The sequence below is a fragment of the Chryseobacterium sp. UF-81 genome (assembly GCF_058245105.1).
The window spans coordinates 32,125-51,683 of the sequence record NZ_JBSIBX010000001.1; the positions used below are offsets into that span (position 1 = coordinate 32,125).

The window sequence follows — 19,559 nt, forward strand, 5'->3', positions numbered from 1 at the left end:
AATAAAAAAACTAATCTATATCTGTTTTTAAATAAACAAATTATAAAATTTAAAACTAAATAATGGATAATCCAGTTATTGAAGAATCAGAAAAAATTAATATTCAGGAAATAATCAAACCCTATCTAAGAAACTGGTTATGGTTTGTTATTATTCCTATAGTGTCTTTAATTATCAGTTATTTTTATTTAAAATTAACTACCCCGATATTTAGTATCCAATCATCCGTACTTATTAAAGATGCTAAAAAAGCTCCTCCTGGTGGTGGAGATTTTGGTGTATTGGAGGATCTGTCAGTATTGGGAGGAATGGGAACCAATAGTATAGAGAATGAAATAGAAATTTTTAAGTCTAAAAAATTAATGCGGGAAGTTGTAAAACAATTAAGATTACAAACTTCTGTCTACACTAAATATGGTTTAAAAGAAAAAGAGCTTTACAAAAGTTCATCTCCTGTTATCATTGAAGTAGTTAATGAAAAGCCCTTTACAAAAGGACCTCAAAAGCCCATTTTAATAAAAACGTCTGGAGATAACATAACACTAGCTAGTGATGAATTACCTGAGATTAAAACTCAGTTTAATAAAATTATCAATCTTCCTTATGCTAATATAATTATATTGAAAAACTCCCAGTTTAATAAATTGGAAGCTGGTGAAATGGGAGATATTTATATGACATATTCGACAGTTGATGATACTGTAGATAACCTACAGAAAATATTAAATGTAGCGTTAGTAAATAAGGATGCTACAGTAATTGGATTATATATGAATTATGCGAATGTATCTAAAGCTAAAAATATACTAAACAAACTTGTAGAAGCTTATAATAACGAAGCTATTTCTGATAAAAATTCAGAATCTAAAAAGACAAAGGATTTTATAGATGATAGAATCAATATCATTTCGAATGAATTGGGACAGGTAGAAAATGAAAAAGAAAAGTTCAAATCAAATAATCAGATTACCGACCTAGCAACAGAAGCTAAAATTAATCTTGAAGTTTCTGCTGAAGCAAGAGCAAAACAAATTGATCTTGAATCTCAGCTTGAACTGACCAATGCATTGATTGATTTTATGGGCAGACAAAATAATAGTCAGGTTCTACCTACCAATATTGGTTTAAATAATACTACTGCTGTAACAAATATTTCCGCATACAATCAGCTGGTACTGGAAAGAAACCGTCTATTAGAAAATGCAACGCCTCAAAACCCATTAATTATAGATCTTAATAAACAGATTTCATCTTTAAAAGGATCTGTTATGGAAAGTCTTATTAAAAACAGGACAGGGCTTCAGCTAGCCAAAAATCAATATGAAGGAGAGCAGAGCAAGATTAGTGCAAAAATTACGAAGATTCCTGCCCAGGAAAAAATGTTCAGGAGTATTGAAAGACAGCAGCAAATCAAAGAAAGTTTATATTTATTATTACTTCAAAAAAGAGAAGAAACAGCAATTTCTTTAGCTGTAACGGCAAGTAAAGCTAGAATAGTAGATTATGCTTATGCATCTTCTGCACCAGTAGCTCCGAAAAAAATGATTTATCTTTTGGGAGCTTTATTAGCAGGATTGACTATTCCATTTGTATATATTTATTTTAAAGAGTTATTGAATGATAAAGTTAAATCTAAACACGATCTTGAAATTCTTTCTCATGGTCAGCCGGTAATTGGAGAGATCCCTAGTTTAGAAAGAGGACAAGATGAACTTATTAAAACTAATGATCTTTCTCCAATGGCAGAAGCTTTCAGAATATTGATTACCAATATGAATTTTATGTTGCCAAAAAAGAAAGATGCAAAAATTGTATTCTTAACTTCAACGGTAAAAGGAGAAGGAAAAACATTTGTATCAGTTAATTTAGCTCTAACTCTTGCCAGTCCGAATAAAAAAGTTATAATTATTGGATCTGATATCAGAAACCCTCAATTACAAAGGTATAACTCTGCAAGGAAAGGGTTATTAGGTCTTACCGAATATTTATATAATCCTAATACACCATTAAATGAGATTATTCATGTTTCTATATTTAACCCATATTTAGATGTTATTTATTCAGGAAGCATACCTCCGAATCCTACAGAACTATTAAGTAACGGACGTTACGAGACTTTATTAGAAGAATTGAAAGATAAATATGATTATATCATTCTTGATACAGCACCATTAATGCTGGTTACAGATAGTTTCCTTATTGCGGATGTTGCAGATATTACTCTATATGTTACACGATCACTTTATACGGAAAGAACATTAATTGATTTTGCTAAAAATAATATAAATGCCGGAAAAGTTAAAAACGTGGGATTTGTATTGAATGATGTTGGCCAGGATTATTTGGGTTATGGAAATAAATATGGTTATGGTTATCATGCAGAAGAAAAAACATGGTGGAAAAAACTATTTAAACTTTAAAAGATGCCTATAAAGAATGTCATTTTGAGTGGTGGGGTTGGTTCAAGATTATGGCCATTATCAAGAAAATCGAAACCCAAGCAATATTTAGAGATTTTTCAGGGTGATTCTTTATTTTCTCTTACCATTAATCGTAATAAAAAATTTGTTGATGGGTTAATCGTAATTTCCAGCCTCAATAATTCCAAAGTAGGCGAAAAGTGGCTTGAAAATTTAGATTTACCGGTTTTATCAATTACAGAATCACTTCCACGCAATACAGCTGCTGCAATTTCTTTGGCTTGTTTTGCTGTCGATGAAGAAGATATTTTGTTGGTAACACCTTCAGATCATATCATAAATAATGAAGAAGCCTATGAAAAGGCGGTACAGGAAGCAATAGAACTGGCAAAGGAAGGTTATATCGTAACTTTTGGGTTAAAACCCAATAAACCCGAAACCGGGTATGGTTACATTGAGTATGAAGGCAATAATGTGTTGCGTTTCAGAGAAAAGCCTAATAGAGAAACAGCCATAGAGTTTGTAAAGAGTGGTAAATTTATGTGGAACAGCGGAATGTTTTGCTTTAAAGTAAAAACATTGTTGGAAGAGCTTTCTTATCACGATCCCGAAATTTTTTTAACCGTAAAAAATGCATGGGAAAATAGAAAAGCAGATCTTAGCATACCTGAAGAATCAATGGCAGCTATTCCGTCCAGAAGCATAGATTATGCGGTGATGGAAAAAAGCAAAAAGATAAAAATGGTAAAATCTGATTTTTTCTGGTCTGATCTGGGTGCTTTTGATTCTCTTTATGATTATTTAGTCAGTAAAGGACATCCGATTGATGAATCTGGGAATATGTATATTGGCAATGATCAGAAACATATACAGTTTATTGGATTGGAAAATTCAATATTGGTAAATACAAATGATGTAATATTAATTTTGAACAAAGAAAATTCTCAGGATGTGAAGCAGGTGTATGAAGAATTAGATAAAAATAATTCTTCGTTGATATAATTTTTTTACATTAAAAAATAAAAATTTACGTATAATTAATTAAAAAGCTAGTAGCTATAACAAATATGAAAAAAATTGCACTTATTACTGGTATTACAGGACAGGACGGTTCATTTTTAGCAGAACTATTGATCGAAAAAGGTTATGAAGTTCATGGTATTATACGAAGATCTTCTTCATTTAATACTGGAAGAATAGACCATCTTTATTTCGATGAGTGGGTAAAAGATATGCACAAACAAAGAACTATCAATCTTCATTACGGAGATATGACAGATTCCAGTTCTTTAATAAGAATTATACAGATTACACAGCCGGACGAAATTTATAACCTGGCTGCTCAAAGCCATGTAAAAGTAAGCTTTGATGTTCCTGAATATACAGCTGAAAGTGATGCTGTAGGAACGCTTAGATTATTGGAAGCGATCAGGATTTTGGGAATGGAGAAAAAAACCAAAATATATCAGGCTTCTACATCAGAATTATTTGGATTAGTACAGGAAGTGCCTCAAAAAGAAACAACACCTTTCTATCCAAGAAGTCCTTACGGAGTAGCTAAACAATACGGATTCTGGATCACTAAAAACTACCGTGAATCTTACGGGATGTTTGCCGTAAACGGGATCTTATTCAACCACGAAAGTGAAAGAAGAGGAGAAACATTTGTTACAAGAAAAATAACTTTAGCAGTTGGTAGAATTGTAAACGGTTATCAGGAAAAACTATATATGGGTAATCTTGATGCTTTAAGAGACTGGGGTTACGCTAAAGACTATGTAGAATGTATGTGGTTAATGCTACAGCATGATGTGCCGGAAGATTTTGTAATTGCAACCGGAGAAATGCACAGTGTAAGAGAATTTTGTACAAAAGCCTTCAAAGTGGCAGGAATTGATCTGGAATGGGAAGGAGAAGGCGTGAATGAAAAAGGATACGATGCAAAAACTAAAAAAGTTTTAATTGAAATTGATCCGAAATATTTTAGACCTGCAGAAGTAGAGCAGCTTTTAGGAGATCCGAGCAAAGCAAAAAATGTATTGGGTTGGAATCCTACAAGAACAAGCTTTGATGAATTGGTGAATATTATGGTAAAACATGATATAGAATATGTGAAAAAGTTACATAGCTAATGGAAAAAGACAGCAAAATATATGTTGCCGGACACAGAGGACTTGTAGGATCTGCAATTTGGAAAAAATTATTAGAAGCTGGTTATACCAATGTAATCGGGCGTACTTCCAAAGAGCTGGATCTGATGAGTTATGAGCAGACAAAAAAATTTTTTGAAACAGAAAAGCCAGAATATGTTTTCCTCGCAGCGGCTTATGTAGGAGGAATTGTTGCAAATAATACATACAGAGCAGATTTCATTTTTAATAATATTCAGATTCAGCAAAATGTAATACGCTGTTCATTTGATAATGATGTTAAGAAATTATTATTTCTGGGAAGCACCTGTATCTATCCGAAAGAAGCTAAGCAGCCTATTTCGGAAGATGAATTATTAACTGCTCCGTTAGAATATACCAACGAGCCTTATGCAATTGCTAAAATTGCAGGATTAAAGCTATGCGAAAGTTTTAATATTCAATACAATACCAATTATATTGCGGTAATGCCGACCAATTTATACGGTCCGAATGATAACTTTGATCTGGAAAAAAGTCACGTACTTCCGGCTATGATCAGGAAGATCTATCTTTCAAAATGTCTTCAGGAAAATAATTGGCAGGCTATACGTGAAGATTTAAATAAAAGAAACGTATTAGGAATAACCGGAGAAGACAGTGAATTTGATATTACACATACACTTTCGAAATTCGGAATTCATCCTGACAGAGTTGAACTTTGGGGAACCGGAGAGCCTCTCAGAGAGTTTTTATGGAGTGAAGAAATGGCAGATGCCTGTATTTTTATCATGGGAAAAATTAATTTTTCAGATCTTATAACAGATAAAAAAGAAATCAGAAATACCCATATCAATATTGGCACAGGAAAAGATATTTCCATTAAAGATCTTTCAGGGCTTATTGCAAAAGAAGTTCAGTATAAAGGCGAGATTCTTTTTGATTCATCAAAGCCTAACGGTACAATGAGAAAACTAGTTGATGTAACAAAGATTAATCAGCTTGGCTGGAGGCATAAAGTAGGTGTTGAAGAAGGTGTTAAAAGAATTTTTGACTGGTACGTTAATAATTAATATCTGAGAATGAATATTGGAAGAAATGACATAATCTGGAATTATCTGGCTACTTTTTTAAAGATTGCCAATGCGTCTATTTTACTTCCTTTTATATTGAAAAAAATGCCTGCCGAAATGGTGGGTATTTGGTCTATCTTTGTTACTATTTCATCGTTTATAGTTTTAATGGATTTTGGGTTCAGTCCTTCCTTTACCAGAAATGTAACCTATATATTCAGTGGAGTAAAATCACTTAAATCAAGTGGTTATGAAGTGCTTTCAGAAGTCAATCCTGTTGTAGATTATGGTTTATTAGGTGGTCTTATTTCTTCTATGAGGTATTTTTACAGAAGAGTGGCTTTAATTGCTTTGTTTATTCTGTTAACTTTGGGAACATTCTATGTTTCGACTATTCTTAAAACATATAAAGGTTCACATACAGAAATATATATATCCTGGATATTATTAAGTATTATTACATGTTATAATTTGTACACTCTTTATTATGACTCTCTTATCCAAGGGAAGGGTATGATAATGAAAGATAAACAGGTAAATATTTTAGGGCAGATAATATATCTTGCAATTTCAATAACGCTTATACTTTTAGGGTATAGAATTCTATCAATCATTATAGCTCAGACGGTTTCTGTGATCGTAATGAGATTTTTATTATACAGGATATTTTTTACGAAAGAAATAAAAGAAAAACTTGGAAATTCTGAAAGCAAATCTCAAAATGATATTCTTAAGATTATATATCCAAATGCTGTTAAAATTGGTTTGACTTCTCTAGGAGGAATTTTGGTAACAAGATCTTCACTAATCATAGGATCGCTTTACCTTTCATTAAACGAAATAGCATCTTATGGAATCTCAATGCAACTTGTTTCAGTAATTGCAGGATTGGCAAGTATTTATATTGCTACTTTTCAACCCAAAATTGTCCATTTAAGAGTTGAGCATAACAATAAAGCGATTTTTAGAATTTATAAAAAAGCTATTCTGGTAATGTTGCTTACTTATTGTGTTGGAGGAATTGGATTATGTTTTATCGCTCCTTTTTTTCTAGATCTTATAGGAAGTAAAACCTCATTAATGCCGATTTTTCTTCTTATAATAGCCCTTATTTGTTCATTAATAGAAACTAATGTTAGTATGTCGGGAACTATTTTGCTTACCAAAAATGATGTTCCTTTCTTTAAAGCTTCATTGATTTCTGGCTTGGCTATCGTATTATTACTGTTTTTATATTCTAAAATTTGGAGTTTGGAATTATTGACAATGATGCTTATTCCATTAACTGTAAATCTGTTATATCAGGGATGGAAGTGGCCTTTAACAGCATATTTAGATTTAAAAAATAAGTAACAATGAGAATTCCTGGATTCAGTATTTATCAATTTTACAAACGGAAAAAAGTATGGCATAGTTTAAACCTTCATAATACTACTCAGATTATGAATGATTTTCCTTTTGATCTTGTTACTGTAGGAAAACATACTTATGGAGAACTTAATGTTAAAAGTTTTTCCAAAGAGGCCGGTGAAAAATTACAAATAGGGAATTACGTATCTATAGCTCCAGATGTTTGTTTTATTTTAGGAGGAAACCATCAGATAGATCATATTACACCTTACCCTCTTAAATCAAGACTTTTTAATAAGCAATTCTTTAAAGATTCAGAAAGCAGAGGCCCTATTATTGTTGAAGATGAAGTCTGGATTGGGCACGGTGTTACTATTCTTTCGGGAGTTACAATTGGTAAGAGCTCAATCATCGCGGCAGGAAGTGTAGTGACAAAAGATGTAAGTCCCTATTCTGTTGTGGGAGGAAATCCTGCCAAATTTATAAAATTTAGGCTTCCTGAGAATATTATTGAAAAAATAAAAGATATTTCGCTTGCCGATTTTTCTGAAGATATTCTAAAAGAAAACATTGATCTATTCTATCGATCATTTACCGAAGATAATGTTGATGATTTAATCCATAAATTAAATGCTTTGAAAAAATAATATTGATGAGGATTCCGAAAATAAGTATTATAGTTCCGGTACATAATGCAGGAAATGCAATACGAAAATGCTTAGATTCTATACTAAATCAGACCTTAAAAGAAATTGAGGTTATTTTGGTATTAGATTGTCCTACTGATGGAACTGATATTATTGTAAAGGAATATGCAAAAAATGATGATAGAATTGTCGTTATAGAAAATGAAAAAAATCTACATATAGGTCTGAGCAGGAATGTAGGAATTGAAAATGCCAAAGGAGAATATATTGGTTTTTCTGATCATGATGATTACAGACTTCTTACCATGTATGAAGAATTATATATGGTTGCAAAAGAAGATGACGCAGATATTGTAGTTAGTGGTTTTGGAATTGATATAGACAATGTAAAAAAAGAAATTCTATATCCTGAGATAGCTAAAAAAGATATAAAAGAAACAATATTAAAACTTTTAATAGGAACAGAAAAAGACTCAGAAGAATGGAATTTCTTTTCTCAAAATGGAGGCATGTGGAATAAAATATATCGCAGGTCATCTATAGACAAACATCATATCAGATTTGTAGATAATAGAAAATGTACCTATGAGGATTTAATTTTTTTAACCCAAAGCTTTTATTTTGCAGACAAAGTTTCAATGATAAATAAAGTTTTTTATTATCATCTGGAAGAAGTAAATAATACTTCGGGTAATTATTTTTATAATTCCTATCCCTTAGTTGGAAACTATTTGAATGAAGTTTATCAGTTTTTAATAGCTAATAACATATTAGACCGATATAAAATAAATTACTATAATTCCGTAATTAACTCTGTAATTGTTTCGCTGATGAACGAATTAAAACGGGGTAAAAGTTATAAAAATAAAATGTCAGCATTTTTATATTTTAAAAAACTCCCTTTTGTAAAACAGGCTTTTAAGAATAATTCTGTAAATAGTATTTTCAACGGAGACAGAAGTTTTACAACAAAACTATTGAGGAGCATCATTGCTGCATTTTATAAAATTTAAAAAATAATGGTATATACAATTATATTTATAATATTATGTGTTATTGCATTTTTTGCAGGGGATAAAAAACCGGGCAGATTTGTAATTGCAATATTATTTATATTTTTTGCTTTTTTTGTCGGCTTTAGAGGTGATGATGTGGATAATGATTATATGTTATATTTTAAAAGTATAACCATTAAAAATTACAGCCGGATTGCAGAATTTTCGTTTAAGTTGATTGCAGACTTTTTTTATAATAATTTTGGAAGTACTGTTCTTATTTTTCTTTTTTATGCGGTTTTAGGTGTTTGGCTCAAACTAGTAGGAATGAAAAGATATTCCAATTACTTTTGGCTGAGTATGGTGATTTATTTTTCAACCTTTTTTATACTTCAGGAGATGAACGCCATTCGTGCAGGTGTTGCCTGTGGTTTTATGCTTTTAGCTTTGAGTCCTTGGCAAAAGGATGATAAGAAAAGGACTTTTATGTTTCTTCTTATTGCAGTATTTTTCCATTACTCATTTATAGTTCTTATACCGCTGATATTTTTTGTTAAGAATGACGATAAAAAGATTTTTATATTTGTAAGTTTGATACCGTTAGCTTATCTTTTATATTTCATAGTTGATATTAAAAATATTTTTGCTGTGTTCAATGTCACTTATGTTCAGGAAAAAAGTACAGCATATAATTATAATGAGACTGAAACGAAAGTCCTGAGTACGGTTTTTATTATTAAAATCATTTTTATTGCACTCTTTTATATTTTTCGCAAAAAATTAGCAGATAATAATGAAGGGTTTTATCTATATCTAAAATTATACTGTATTGGATTATTTATGGTAGTTGTGTTGGCTAAATTGCCTGCAGCAAGTATGAGATTTTTAGATATCTTCATTATAGTTGAATTATTCCTACTTCCGATTTTTGTGAAATTATTCAGAAAAGAATTTAGGTGGATTCCAAAATTACTCATTATAGCTTACAGTAGTTTTTATCTTTATCTTTATATGGATTCTGCTAAGTATGTAAGAGATTATTTTTTTATTTTTGATAAATAAGTTAAGATGAAAATAGGGATATTATATATTTGTACAGGTAAATATTCGGTTTTTTGGGAAAATTTCTATAAAACATGTGAAGAGAATTTTTTAGAGGGAACAGAGAAACACTATTTTATTTTTACAGATAACAAAGAAATAAAATCTCAGGATAACGTACATATAAAATTTGAAAAACCAAAAGGGTTTCCTTTGGATTCGTTATTGAGATTTAAAATGTTTCTTTCCGTTCAGGAAAAATTGAAAGAATTTGATTATTTATTTTTTTTCAATTCCAATATGTCTTTTGTCCAAAAGATAAGTTCAGAGATGCTCCCTTTAAACGATCAAGATTTAATAGGAGTTCTTCATCCGGGCTATTATAATAAAAATGCTAACTCTTTTCCTTTCGAAAGAAATAAAAGATCAAATGCTTACATAAAATTCGAAAAAGAAGAAATATATCATTATTTTATGGGAGGAGTGAATGGAGGAAAGGCAGACAGTTTTATTGAACTGAGTCAAAGTCTTTCAGACGCCATTGATAAAGATCTTCAAAATAATATAATGGCTGTCTATCATGATGAATCTCATATTAATAGGTATTTTCATGATAAAGGTGAGAAGGTATTAATTTTGGATCCTTCTTATGGATATCCTGAAGATTCAGATCTTCCGCTTGTGCCTAAAATAATTATTATGAATAAAATAAAACATGCAGGTAAATATTTTGATAAGCTACCAAAAACATCATATTTCCTTAGATTAAGGAAAAAAATAGTGAGGGTTTACAATTCATTTATTTGGAAGTATCAGTAATGTTTTATAGTCTTGGTTAATTTCTTCAAATAAATAATGATTCCGATGAATATAAGATTACGATTCATAGCTTTTTATATTTTAATAACAAGTCTTTTTAATTGTCAACAAGCTCCTTTTACATATAAAAAAGAGCCTACATCATTGCTTAATTTATATGAAAGCAGGAAGTCGGATAATATTGAAGCAGATAAAATTGTTTATTATGATCTTACACTGTCATTGCCTAAAAATTATTCTAAGAAAGGAAATGTAGATTATACAGATATTATACAAGAAGTTTTGAGGAAGAAGGAAAATGTGAAGTTCCCTGATTTTCCTTTACTAATAAATAGTAAAGGTCTTTTTATAAAAGATAATTCAAAATTATTTTTTCAGCCTAATTCTTTAATTATTGTTAAGCCTGATGAAAAACCGAAAAATGATATCCAGAACATAAAAGACTGGTACGATATCATAAGAGTATATAAAGTTCAAAATGTTACTATTTATAATCCTAAAATTATAGGTGACAGAATGAAACATCTGGGAGAAAAGGGAGAGTGGGGAGCAGGCATTGGTATTAGAAATTCTAAAAATATTGCAGTATATAATGCAAACATTAAAAATACTTGGGGAGAAGGGATCTTTATTGGTTCTGAAGATGGAGGGTTTTGTGAAAATATATCGATCAAAAATGCACAAATTGATTATGCCAGAAGAAATGGTATTGCCATTACATCCGGCAAGAATATTTTCTTGGAAAATATTCTTGTTACCAATACTTTTGGTACGAATCCTATGTTTGGAATTGATATAGAACCAAGTTGGTATAAAGATATAATTGAAAACGTTAATTTGAAAGATATTATTACATTCAATAATAATGGTGGAATCTATGTTGTTCTTTATGGATTATCTACGGATGATCCTCAATATAAAAAAAATGTAACCATTAATATAGATAACCACCTTGATGAAAGTTCACCATATGCATTTGGTTTTTTAAATAACAAAGAGAAGAAGAAATATGAGCCTGTTGGGAATATAAATATCAAAAACGGAAATTGGAAATCAGATAAAAACCAGTTTATTGATTCCCAGAACGATACTAGACAAATTAAGCTGAATATTCAGAATATTGTAACTGAACGGACAGATAATAAACAGAAAAAAATATTAAACAGAAAAAATTTCTAACAAAATGTTTAATATTTTAATTTTTAATTAAAAGATATCTTATAACACACAAAATGATAAAAGTGAAAATTTCCGGAGGGCTTGGAAATCAGTTATTTCAGTATGCATTTGGTCAGTATGCAGCACAAAAGCTTAATACTGAGGTTTTATATCATGCACAGACTAAGCTGATACATAAAAATTTTACTCAGCGTGAATTAGACATAGAGAAATTTGATCTTCCCATCAATTTTATAAAAGAAGAGTTTGACGAAAAATCTATTTTTTATTTTAAGAGTTTATCAAGATATGAACGAAAACTTACACAGTTTTTTCCGTTCATCAATAAAAAAATTAAAATACAAAGTCCTAATATCCACGAGCCGGTAGAAGATATTAAAGATAACTGTTATTATGAGGGGTACTGGCAAAATTCAATATACCCGGATTCTATTTCAGAGCTTTTAAAATCTAAAATAGAATTATCAAAAGCATCTTGTAATAAACTTAATGATCTGATTATTGAAATTGAAAATTCAAATTCTGTAGGCATACATATCAGAAGAGATGACTATATAAAGATCCTAGCCAATACCAAAATATATAATATCTGTGATATGGATTATTATAAGAAAGCAATGGATCATATTGGAAAAAAGATATCAAATCCAAGATTTTTTATATTTACACAGGATATAGAGTGGGCAAAGGAAAATTTTATTGGGGACCAGTTTCATTTTGTTACGGGGAATTCAGGAATAGAGGATATGATTATAATGAGCAAATGCCAAAATCAGATCATTGCAAACAGTACTTTTAGCTGGTGGGCAGCTTATTTAAATAAAAATTCAAATAAAATAATAATTGCTCCAAAAAAATGGTACAAAGGAAAACTTAATGAAACTACTGAAAAGTTCATACCCAAACAATGGCTAAGAATATAATTAAAGACGATGGATAAAATTCTTGGAATCTTCGATCAAATCTGTATTTCATGATAAAAGTTAGACTTGACAAGGGGGATATTCAATAAGCCCAATCTAAAGAAAGTGATGAATAAAATAATTAATTTTGCATTTGAAAATAATTTATGAGTTTAGTAACAATTGGAATTCCGGTATTTAACGCTGAAAAGTTTATCTTTAAAAGTATTCTGTCAATATTAAATCAGACATATCAAAATTTTGAACTGATTATTACTGATGATGGAAGTACAGATTCAACGCTTGAAATAATACAATCTTTCAATGACGGTAGAATTAAAGTAATTGCAGATGGGATGAATAAAGGTATCTCTTATAGGCTTAATCAACAGATTAATTTAGCCCAAGGCAAGTACTTCATAAGGATGGATGCTGATGATATTATGTTTCCTGATCGTATTGAAAAACAGGTGGGGTTTTTGGAAAATAATGAAAAAATAGATGCTGTGGGTACTTCAATTGTTGTGTTGGATGATGAAGATCATATAATAGGATACCGAAAAGCCATTTTATTAAATGAATATACAGAGTTGTTTAATAAGATATTATTCAATCATCCTACTGTTGCAGGTAGAATAGAATTTTTTAAAAAATTTATGTATTCAGAAGATCTTGCAGGAGTTGAAGATGCCGATTTATGGATAAGAAGTTTTCCATCTAGTAATTTTGACATTTTAAAGGAACCGCTCTTATTTTATAGAGACCCTTTGGTATTTAAGTTAAAAACCTATAAAAGTAGGCTAAATAAGAAAAATAAACTCTTGAAAAAGAATGAATATTTGAAAAATCATTTCATTTTAAAACAAAAACTTATTATTGTAAATAATCTGAAAATGCTGGCAGCAACTCTTCTTTCAAAAATTCATCTAGATCAACTACTGATCGCAGGAAGAAATACAAAAGAGCTTCCCAATAAGAATGAATGGGAAAAAACATTAAATAGTATTATTGATGCAAAATAAAAAAATTCTTCATGTCATTACTATATCTTTTGTAATCAATCACTTTTTTGGAAAGCAGTTTAAATATTTGCGGACAAAAACAAATAATAATTATTATCTGGGATGTACTCCTTCAGAAGAATTTTTTCAGTTGTCTGATTCTTTAGAATACACTCCCTTTTCAGTGAACGTAACTAGAAATATAAGTCCGATTACAGATTTAGTAGCTATTTATAAGATTTATAAATTCATAAAAAAGAATAAAATAGAAACAGCTGTTGGGCATACTCCGAAAGGTGGGATGGTAACAATGATTGCGGCTTCTCTTGCTGGGGTTAATGATAGAGTATACTTCAGACATGGTATTATATATGAAACTAGTAGAGGGCTTAAAAGATTACTTCTTAAAAATATTGATAGGCTTTCGGGAACATTAGCTACTAAAGTTGTTTGTGTAAGTCATTCTGTAAAAAAAATCAGTGAAGATGATCATTTAAATTCTCCTTCTAAAAATATTATATTAGGCCTCGGTACCTGCAATGGCATTGATACTGAAAATAAATTTAACCCTGAAAAACAAAATGCTGCTTTAATCGCCGATATTCGTAGGGACCTTAAAATTAATGAAGAAGATTTTGTGATAGGATATGTGGGAAGATTGGTTAAAGATAAAGGAATTAATGAACTCATTGAGGCTTGGAAGGTATTAAAAGAAAAACATCAGCACATAAAACTGCTCTTAATAGGACCTATTGAAGAAAGGGATGCAATAAGCGAAGAATCAAAAAAAGTTATAAAAAATGACCCCAATATCATAAATACAGGATTTGTTTTGAATGCTGCTCCATATTTTAATATAATGGATATTTTCGTGTTACCAACTTACCGTGAAGGCTTTCCTACAGTATCCTTAGAAGCTTCTTCAATGAAGTTGCCCGTCTTAATTACTAAAGCAACAGGATGTGAAGAATCAATTATTGAAGGTCAAACCGGGCTTTTTATAGAAAACAAGCCTTCCGATATTATAGAAAAAATAGAATTTTATATTAAAAATTCTGAAATGAAACAATTGCATGGAAATAATGGAAGGAGTTTTGTGAGACAACATTTTGAAGAAACAAAAATTTGGGATCATATTCATACAAATTTAGGCTATTAACATGAATGTAACTATTACTGGAGTTTCCGGCTTTGTGGGCCAAAATTTATCCAAATATTTAGAAGAAAATAACTGTAATATTACGGGATTGTCTTTAAGAAATAATTGGAAGTTGATTGCAAATTCTGATGTCATAATCCATCTTGCAGGGAAAGCTCATGATACTTCAAATACATCTGCTGATGAAGAATATTTTGGGGTAAACACAGAACTAACGAAGAAACTTTTTGATGAATTTCTGCGATCGGATATCAGGGATTTTATATATTTCAGCAGTGTAAAAGCTTCAGCAGATACTGTCGTTGGTATTCTGGATGAAGAACATGCTTCGGATCCTAAAACCCCTTACGGAAAATCGAAACTTTTAGCAGAACAGTATCTATTGTCTAAAGACCTGCCTGAAGATAAAAGGCTGTTTATTATTCGGCCATGTATGATTCACGGTCCTGGAAATAAGGGAAACCTAAATCTTTTATATAAAGTAGTGGAGAAAGGGATTCCGTGGCCGCTGGCAGCATTTGAGAACGAACGCTCCTTTCTAAGTATTGATAATCTCAATTTTCTGATATTGCAAATACTTAAAGATAAAAATATTCAGTCAGGAATTTATAATTTTGCAGATGATGATTCTATTTCCACAAATCAGCTGATTCGGATTATAAGTAGTATTTCTGGGAAAAAAAGCAGATTGTGGCATCTTCCTGTAAAACTTATTGTTTTTGCTGCAAGGATAGGAGATCAAATAAGGTTGCCTTTAAACTCTGAAAGATTAAAAAAGCTAACGGAAAGTTATTCGGTTTCTAATAAAAAAATAAAAAAGGCTTTAAGAATCAATAAACTTCCAGTTTCAGCGGAAAAAGGATTAACAAAGACAATAAAAAGCTTTCAATCAAAATAATGGAATATATTCTTGTCACCATCGTATTATTTATTTCCATTTTGATATATTTCAAAATTGCTGATAAGTACAATATTATTGATAAACCCAACCATAGAAGTGCTCACACACAAATCACATTAAGAGGTGGAGGAATTATCTTTCCCATGGCATTTATTGTCTTTTGTCTATTTAACCTTAATGAAGTCATACAGAATTATTGGTCTTTTGGATTAGGGCTTTTGGCTATCTGCATTATAAGTTTTATTGATGATGTCAAAACTCTGTCAAACAAGATCAGACTTTCGGTTCATTTAATTTCGGTAATTCTGCTTTTATATTTTACAGGAGCTTTTAGTCTGATGCCTTTCTGGGTCTTGCCCATTTTATTTGTTATGATAATAGGAACTTTGAATGCCTATAATTTCATGGATGGAATTAACGGAATGACAGGAATCTATAGTCTTGTAACGCTAGGATCATTAGCATATATCAATAAAGATATTATACAGTTTACGGATGAAAATTTCATAATATATCCAATTTTAGCATGTTTGGTTTTTTTATTTTTTAATTTTAGAAAAAAAGCCAAATGTTTTGCAGGTGATGTCGGAAGCATGGGAATCGGTTTTTGGGTGATAGGGCTTATCACTCTCCTGATCATGAGAACCGGAGAGTATAAATATATTCTGTTACTTTCAGTTTATGGAATGGAAGTAGTCCTTACAATTATAGAAAGAATATTGTTGAAAGAGAATATTTTTGAAGCCCATAGAAGACATCTATATCAGCTTTTTGCCAATGAAAAAAAAGTTTCACACTTAGTAATAAGTTCTGTGTATGCTGCTTTTCAATTATTAATTAATAATTTTTTAATGTATTCACAATTTCCAATTTGGTTGATAATTTTAATTATATTTATTCCCTTAGGAGGACTCTATCTGGGACTTAAATGGAAACTCAAAAAAGAACATAATTTATAAAAATACAAAAATGAAAATTAAAGAAACATCCTTAAAAGACTGTTATATTATAGAACCTACAATCTTTGAAGATGATAGAGGATACTTCTTTGAAAAGTATAATGAAAAAAAATTTGAAGAGCTAACAGGTATGAATGGGCATTTTGTTCAGGACAACATATCAAAATCCTCATATGGTGTTCTCAGAGGGCTTCACTTACAGAAAGGACAACATGCTCAGGCAAAACTAGTTTCATGTTTGGAAGGAAAAGTGTGGGACATTGCGGTTGATCTTAGAGAAGCTTCACCAACATTTGGAAAATGGTTCGGTATCGAATTGACTCCAGAGAATAAGCTTCAGCTTTATGTTCCTCGTGGTTTCGGACATGGCTTTTCAGTTTTAAGTGAAACAGCTGTTTTTTCGTATAAATGCGATAATTTTTATAATAAAGACTCTGAAGGAAGTGTGATCTGGAACGATCCGGATTTAAATATTGATTGGAAACTTTCAAACGAAGTAATCATACTTTCTGAAAAAGATAAGATACTTCCTAAATTTTCCGAGAAAAATTTTTAAATAATATATTGATAACCACTTTCCTAAAGTGGTTATTATTTTTCACATCTACTCTTTTATTATTTTGTATCTTTGCACACTCAAAATCAAAACGATGCGCACAAAATCTGTAGGGAAGAAGAAAATCAATGTGGTTACACTTGGATGCTCCAAGAATGTATATGATTCTGAAGTATTAATGAGCCAGCTGAAAGCAAATGGAAAAGAAGTGGTTCACGAAGGCCGCGGAGATATTGTAGTGATCAATACATGCGGATTTATTGATAATGCTAAAGAAGAATCAATCAATACAATTCTTGATTATGTAGACGCAAAAAACAGAGGTGAAGTCGAAAAGGTTTTTGTTACAGGTTGTCTGTCCGAAAGATACAAGCCGGATCTCATTAAAGAAATTCCGGATGTAGATCAGTATTTCGGAACAAGAGATCTCCCTATTCTGCTAAAACACCTTGGTGCAGATTACAAACATGAATTGGTAGGAGAGAGGCTGACAACCACTCCCAAACATTATGCTTATCTGAAGATCTCAGAGGGTTGTGACCGTCCATGTTCTTTCTGTGCTATCCCTTTGATGAGAGGGGGACACATATCTACCCCTATCGAAAAACTGGTTTTGGAAACTCAAAAGCTGGCAAAAAAAGGAACAAAAGAGATCATTCTTATTGCGCAGGACCTTACTTACTATGGTCTGGATCTTTATAAAAAACGTGCGCTTGGAGAACTTTTAAAAGAACTTTTAAAAGTTGAAGGTATAGAATGGATTCGTCTTCATTATGCTTTTCCAAGTGGTTTCCCGGAAGATGTTCTTGATATCATCCGTGAAGAACCTAAAGTTTGCAATTATATCGACATTCCTCTTCAGCATATCAATTCTGATCTGTTGAAATCAATGAAACGTGGGACAACTCACGAAAAAACGAATGCATTGTTAGCCAAGTTTAGAGAAAAAGTTCCGGACATGGCTGTTAGAACTACCTTGATTGTAGGTTATCCTGGAGAAACTGAAGAAAGATTCCAGGAACTTAAAGACTGGGTAAGGGAGCAGAAATTCGACAGGTTGGGGTGCTTTACCTATTCTCATGAAGAAAATACAGGCGCTTACGTATTGGAGGATGATATTCCCCAGGAAGTAAAAGAAGCAAGAGTAGAAGAGATCATGGAGCTGCAATCGCAAATTTCTTGGGAGAAGAATCAGGAGAAAATTGGAAAAACATTCAGATGTATATTTGATAGAAAAGAAGGTAATTATTTCATCGGAAGAACAGAATTTGATTCACCTGATGTAGATAATACAGTTTTGGTGTCAGCTGATGAAACCTATATTTCTATAGGAGAATTTGCTGAAGTGAAAATTACTTCCGCAGAAGAATTTGACCTGTATGGAGAATTGGTTTAAATAATCTATTCCTGTTGCAATGATAATATTGTATGATTTTCGAAGATAATTGAAAATATTAATAAAATTTAACATAGTTAAAGAAGCTGTTAAATTATTGATTATCCTGATTATCAGTTGTTTAATTTTTTGCTTAATAAAACTCTTTTATTTTTTTTATATAAAATGAATAAATTTGAAAATTATGTCTTAAATTTGCGCAATAAGCAATGTTTTAAAATCAATTGCTTCAATAAGTTATCTATCTAATAATGTTAAATAATAACTATAATGATTGGCACAAGTTGGGATGCACTCCCATTTGGACATATTGATGAAAAATAATGTAATTTAAAATCTTTAAAAACTTATGAAAAAATTTTTATTAACAGCGACGATGCTCGTTGGCCTTTCGGCCATTTCCAAGGCTCAGACAACGGGGCGTGTAGGTATTAACACAACCACACCAGCCGCAACATTAGATGTAGTAGCTAATACTACTGACAATGCCAGACCTGATGCCTTACTAGTCCCTCGTTTGTCAAGAACTCAGTTAGCTGCTAAAGATGCAGCATATACGACTGCTCAGAATGGCGCCCTTACATTTGTTGATACTCTGGATGGCTCTGCAGCTGGTAAAACAATTAATGTGACCGCAACAGGATTCTATTACTATGACGCTCCAAACTCTGTTTGGGTTGCTGTAGGAGGAGGTGCTGCTGCCCCAACGCAGAGGTATGAAGTAATTAGAGGTACAACTGTGACTACAACTGCAGCTTCTTACACTGTTGGAGCTAATGACTTTTTTATTGTTACTAATTCTGCCGGAGGTACAGCAGTTAACTTTCCTAATTTAACAGCTGCTGATGCTGGTAGAGTAGTTTATGTATTTAATAATAATACTGCAGCAGTTGGTAATGCTATTACTAACGTAGCTGGAGTTGTTACCATGACTCAGTTTAGAGGTTTCCCTATTGTTTGGTCTGGTACTGCATGGTATGCTCTAACAAAATAATTTTATTGTATAATATTAATTAATATCCAAGATGAAAA

18 protein-coding genes are annotated in these 19,559 nt (G+C 31.2%); all 18 read left to right on the plus strand.

What is annotated here, in order from left to right; translation table 11 throughout:
- Window positions 1-62: 62 nt before the first annotated feature.
- The 18 genes from AC4IFE_RS00160 (at window position 63) to AC4IFE_RS00245 (ending at window position 19,521) form a co-directional block, all read left to right on the plus strand.
- On the plus strand, window positions 63-2,420 hold the full coding sequence (locus tag AC4IFE_RS00160) for a GumC family protein (protein WP_490753947.1): 2,358 nt from the start codon (window positions 63-65) through the stop codon (window positions 2,418-2,420).
- Between the two features lie 3 nt (window positions 2,421-2,423).
- Complete coding sequence (locus tag AC4IFE_RS00165; RefSeq protein ID WP_490753948.1) at window positions 2,424-3,422, plus strand: mannose-1-phosphate guanylyltransferase; 999 nt, start codon at window positions 2,424-2,426, stop codon at window positions 3,420-3,422.
- A gap of 65 nt (window positions 3,423-3,487) precedes the next feature.
- Window positions 3,488-4,552, plus strand: a complete 1,065-nt coding sequence (gene gmd, locus AC4IFE_RS00170) for a GDP-mannose 4,6-dehydratase (protein ID WP_490753949.1) — start codon at window positions 3,488-3,490, stop codon at window positions 4,550-4,552.
- Entirely contained in the window at window positions 4,552-5,622 is a 1,071-nt protein-coding gene (locus AC4IFE_RS00175) for a GDP-L-fucose synthase family protein (RefSeq protein ID WP_490753950.1), read from the plus strand. Before gmd ends, AC4IFE_RS00175 begins: the two co-directional genes overlap by 1 nt.
- Window positions 5,623-5,631: 9 nt before the next feature.
- Complete coding sequence (gene wzx, locus AC4IFE_RS00180; protein WP_490753951.1) at window positions 5,632-6,975, plus strand: O-unit flippase-like protein; 1,344 nt, start codon at window positions 5,632-5,634, stop codon at window positions 6,973-6,975.
- A 2-nt stretch (window positions 6,976-6,977) separates the two neighbouring features.
- Window positions 6,978-7,619 (plus strand): CatB-related O-acetyltransferase, encoded by a 642-nt coding sequence (locus AC4IFE_RS00185; RefSeq protein ID WP_490753952.1) that lies wholly within the window; start codon window positions 6,978-6,980, stop codon window positions 7,617-7,619.
- Window positions 7,620-7,624: 5 nt separating this feature from the next.
- Window positions 7,625-8,632, plus strand: a complete 1,008-nt coding sequence (locus AC4IFE_RS00190) for a glycosyltransferase family 2 protein (RefSeq protein WP_490753953.1) — start codon at window positions 7,625-7,627, stop codon at window positions 8,630-8,632.
- A 6-nt stretch (window positions 8,633-8,638) separates the two neighbouring features.
- On the plus strand, window positions 8,639-9,676 hold the full coding sequence (locus AC4IFE_RS00195) for an EpsG family protein (protein WP_490753955.1): 1,038 nt from the start codon (window positions 8,639-8,641) through the stop codon (window positions 9,674-9,676).
- A gap of 6 nt (window positions 9,677-9,682) precedes the next feature.
- A complete protein-coding gene (locus AC4IFE_RS00200) occupies window positions 9,683-10,474 on the plus strand; it encodes a family 6 glucosyltransferase (protein ID WP_490753957.1) in 792 nt (263 codons plus the stop codon).
- A gap of 45 nt (window positions 10,475-10,519) precedes the next feature.
- A complete protein-coding gene (locus AC4IFE_RS00205; RefSeq protein WP_490753959.1) occupies window positions 10,520-11,653 on the plus strand; it encodes a right-handed parallel beta-helix repeat-containing protein in 1,134 nt (377 codons plus the stop codon).
- Between the two features lie 53 nt (window positions 11,654-11,706).
- A complete protein-coding gene (locus AC4IFE_RS00210) occupies window positions 11,707-12,576 on the plus strand; it encodes an alpha-1,2-fucosyltransferase (RefSeq protein WP_490753960.1) in 870 nt (289 codons plus the stop codon).
- A gap of 146 nt (window positions 12,577-12,722) precedes the next feature.
- Window positions 12,723-13,577, plus strand: a complete 855-nt coding sequence (locus tag AC4IFE_RS00215) for a glycosyltransferase (RefSeq protein WP_490753962.1) — start codon at window positions 12,723-12,725, stop codon at window positions 13,575-13,577.
- Window positions 13,567-14,715 (plus strand): glycosyltransferase family 4 protein, encoded by a 1,149-nt coding sequence (locus AC4IFE_RS00220; protein ID WP_490753964.1) that lies wholly within the window; start codon window positions 13,567-13,569, stop codon window positions 14,713-14,715. Before AC4IFE_RS00215 ends, AC4IFE_RS00220 begins: the two co-directional genes overlap by 11 nt.
- Window position 14,716: 1 nt before the next feature.
- The gene (locus AC4IFE_RS00225) at window positions 14,717-15,613 is read left to right on the plus strand and encodes an NAD-dependent epimerase/dehydratase family protein (RefSeq protein WP_490753965.1); all 897 of its coding nucleotides are present in this window, start codon (window positions 14,717-14,719) and stop codon (window positions 15,611-15,613) included.
- Complete coding sequence (locus AC4IFE_RS00230; protein ID WP_490753967.1) at window positions 15,613-16,575, plus strand: MraY family glycosyltransferase; 963 nt, start codon at window positions 15,613-15,615, stop codon at window positions 16,573-16,575. Before AC4IFE_RS00225 ends, AC4IFE_RS00230 begins: the two co-directional genes overlap by 1 nt.
- Window positions 16,576-16,585: 10 nt before the next feature.
- Complete coding sequence (rfbC, locus tag AC4IFE_RS00235; protein WP_490753969.1) at window positions 16,586-17,131, plus strand: dTDP-4-dehydrorhamnose 3,5-epimerase; 546 nt, start codon at window positions 16,586-16,588, stop codon at window positions 17,129-17,131.
- Between the two features lie 94 nt (window positions 17,132-17,225).
- Window positions 17,226-18,527, plus strand: a complete 1,302-nt coding sequence (gene rimO / locus AC4IFE_RS00240) for a 30S ribosomal protein S12 methylthiotransferase RimO (RefSeq protein ID WP_490753971.1) — start codon at window positions 17,226-17,228, stop codon at window positions 18,525-18,527.
- A gap of 376 nt (window positions 18,528-18,903) precedes the next feature.
- Complete coding sequence (locus tag AC4IFE_RS00245) at window positions 18,904-19,521, plus strand: phage tail-like protein (protein ID WP_490753972.1); 618 nt, start codon at window positions 18,904-18,906, stop codon at window positions 19,519-19,521.
- Window positions 19,522-19,559 lie beyond the last annotated feature (38 nt).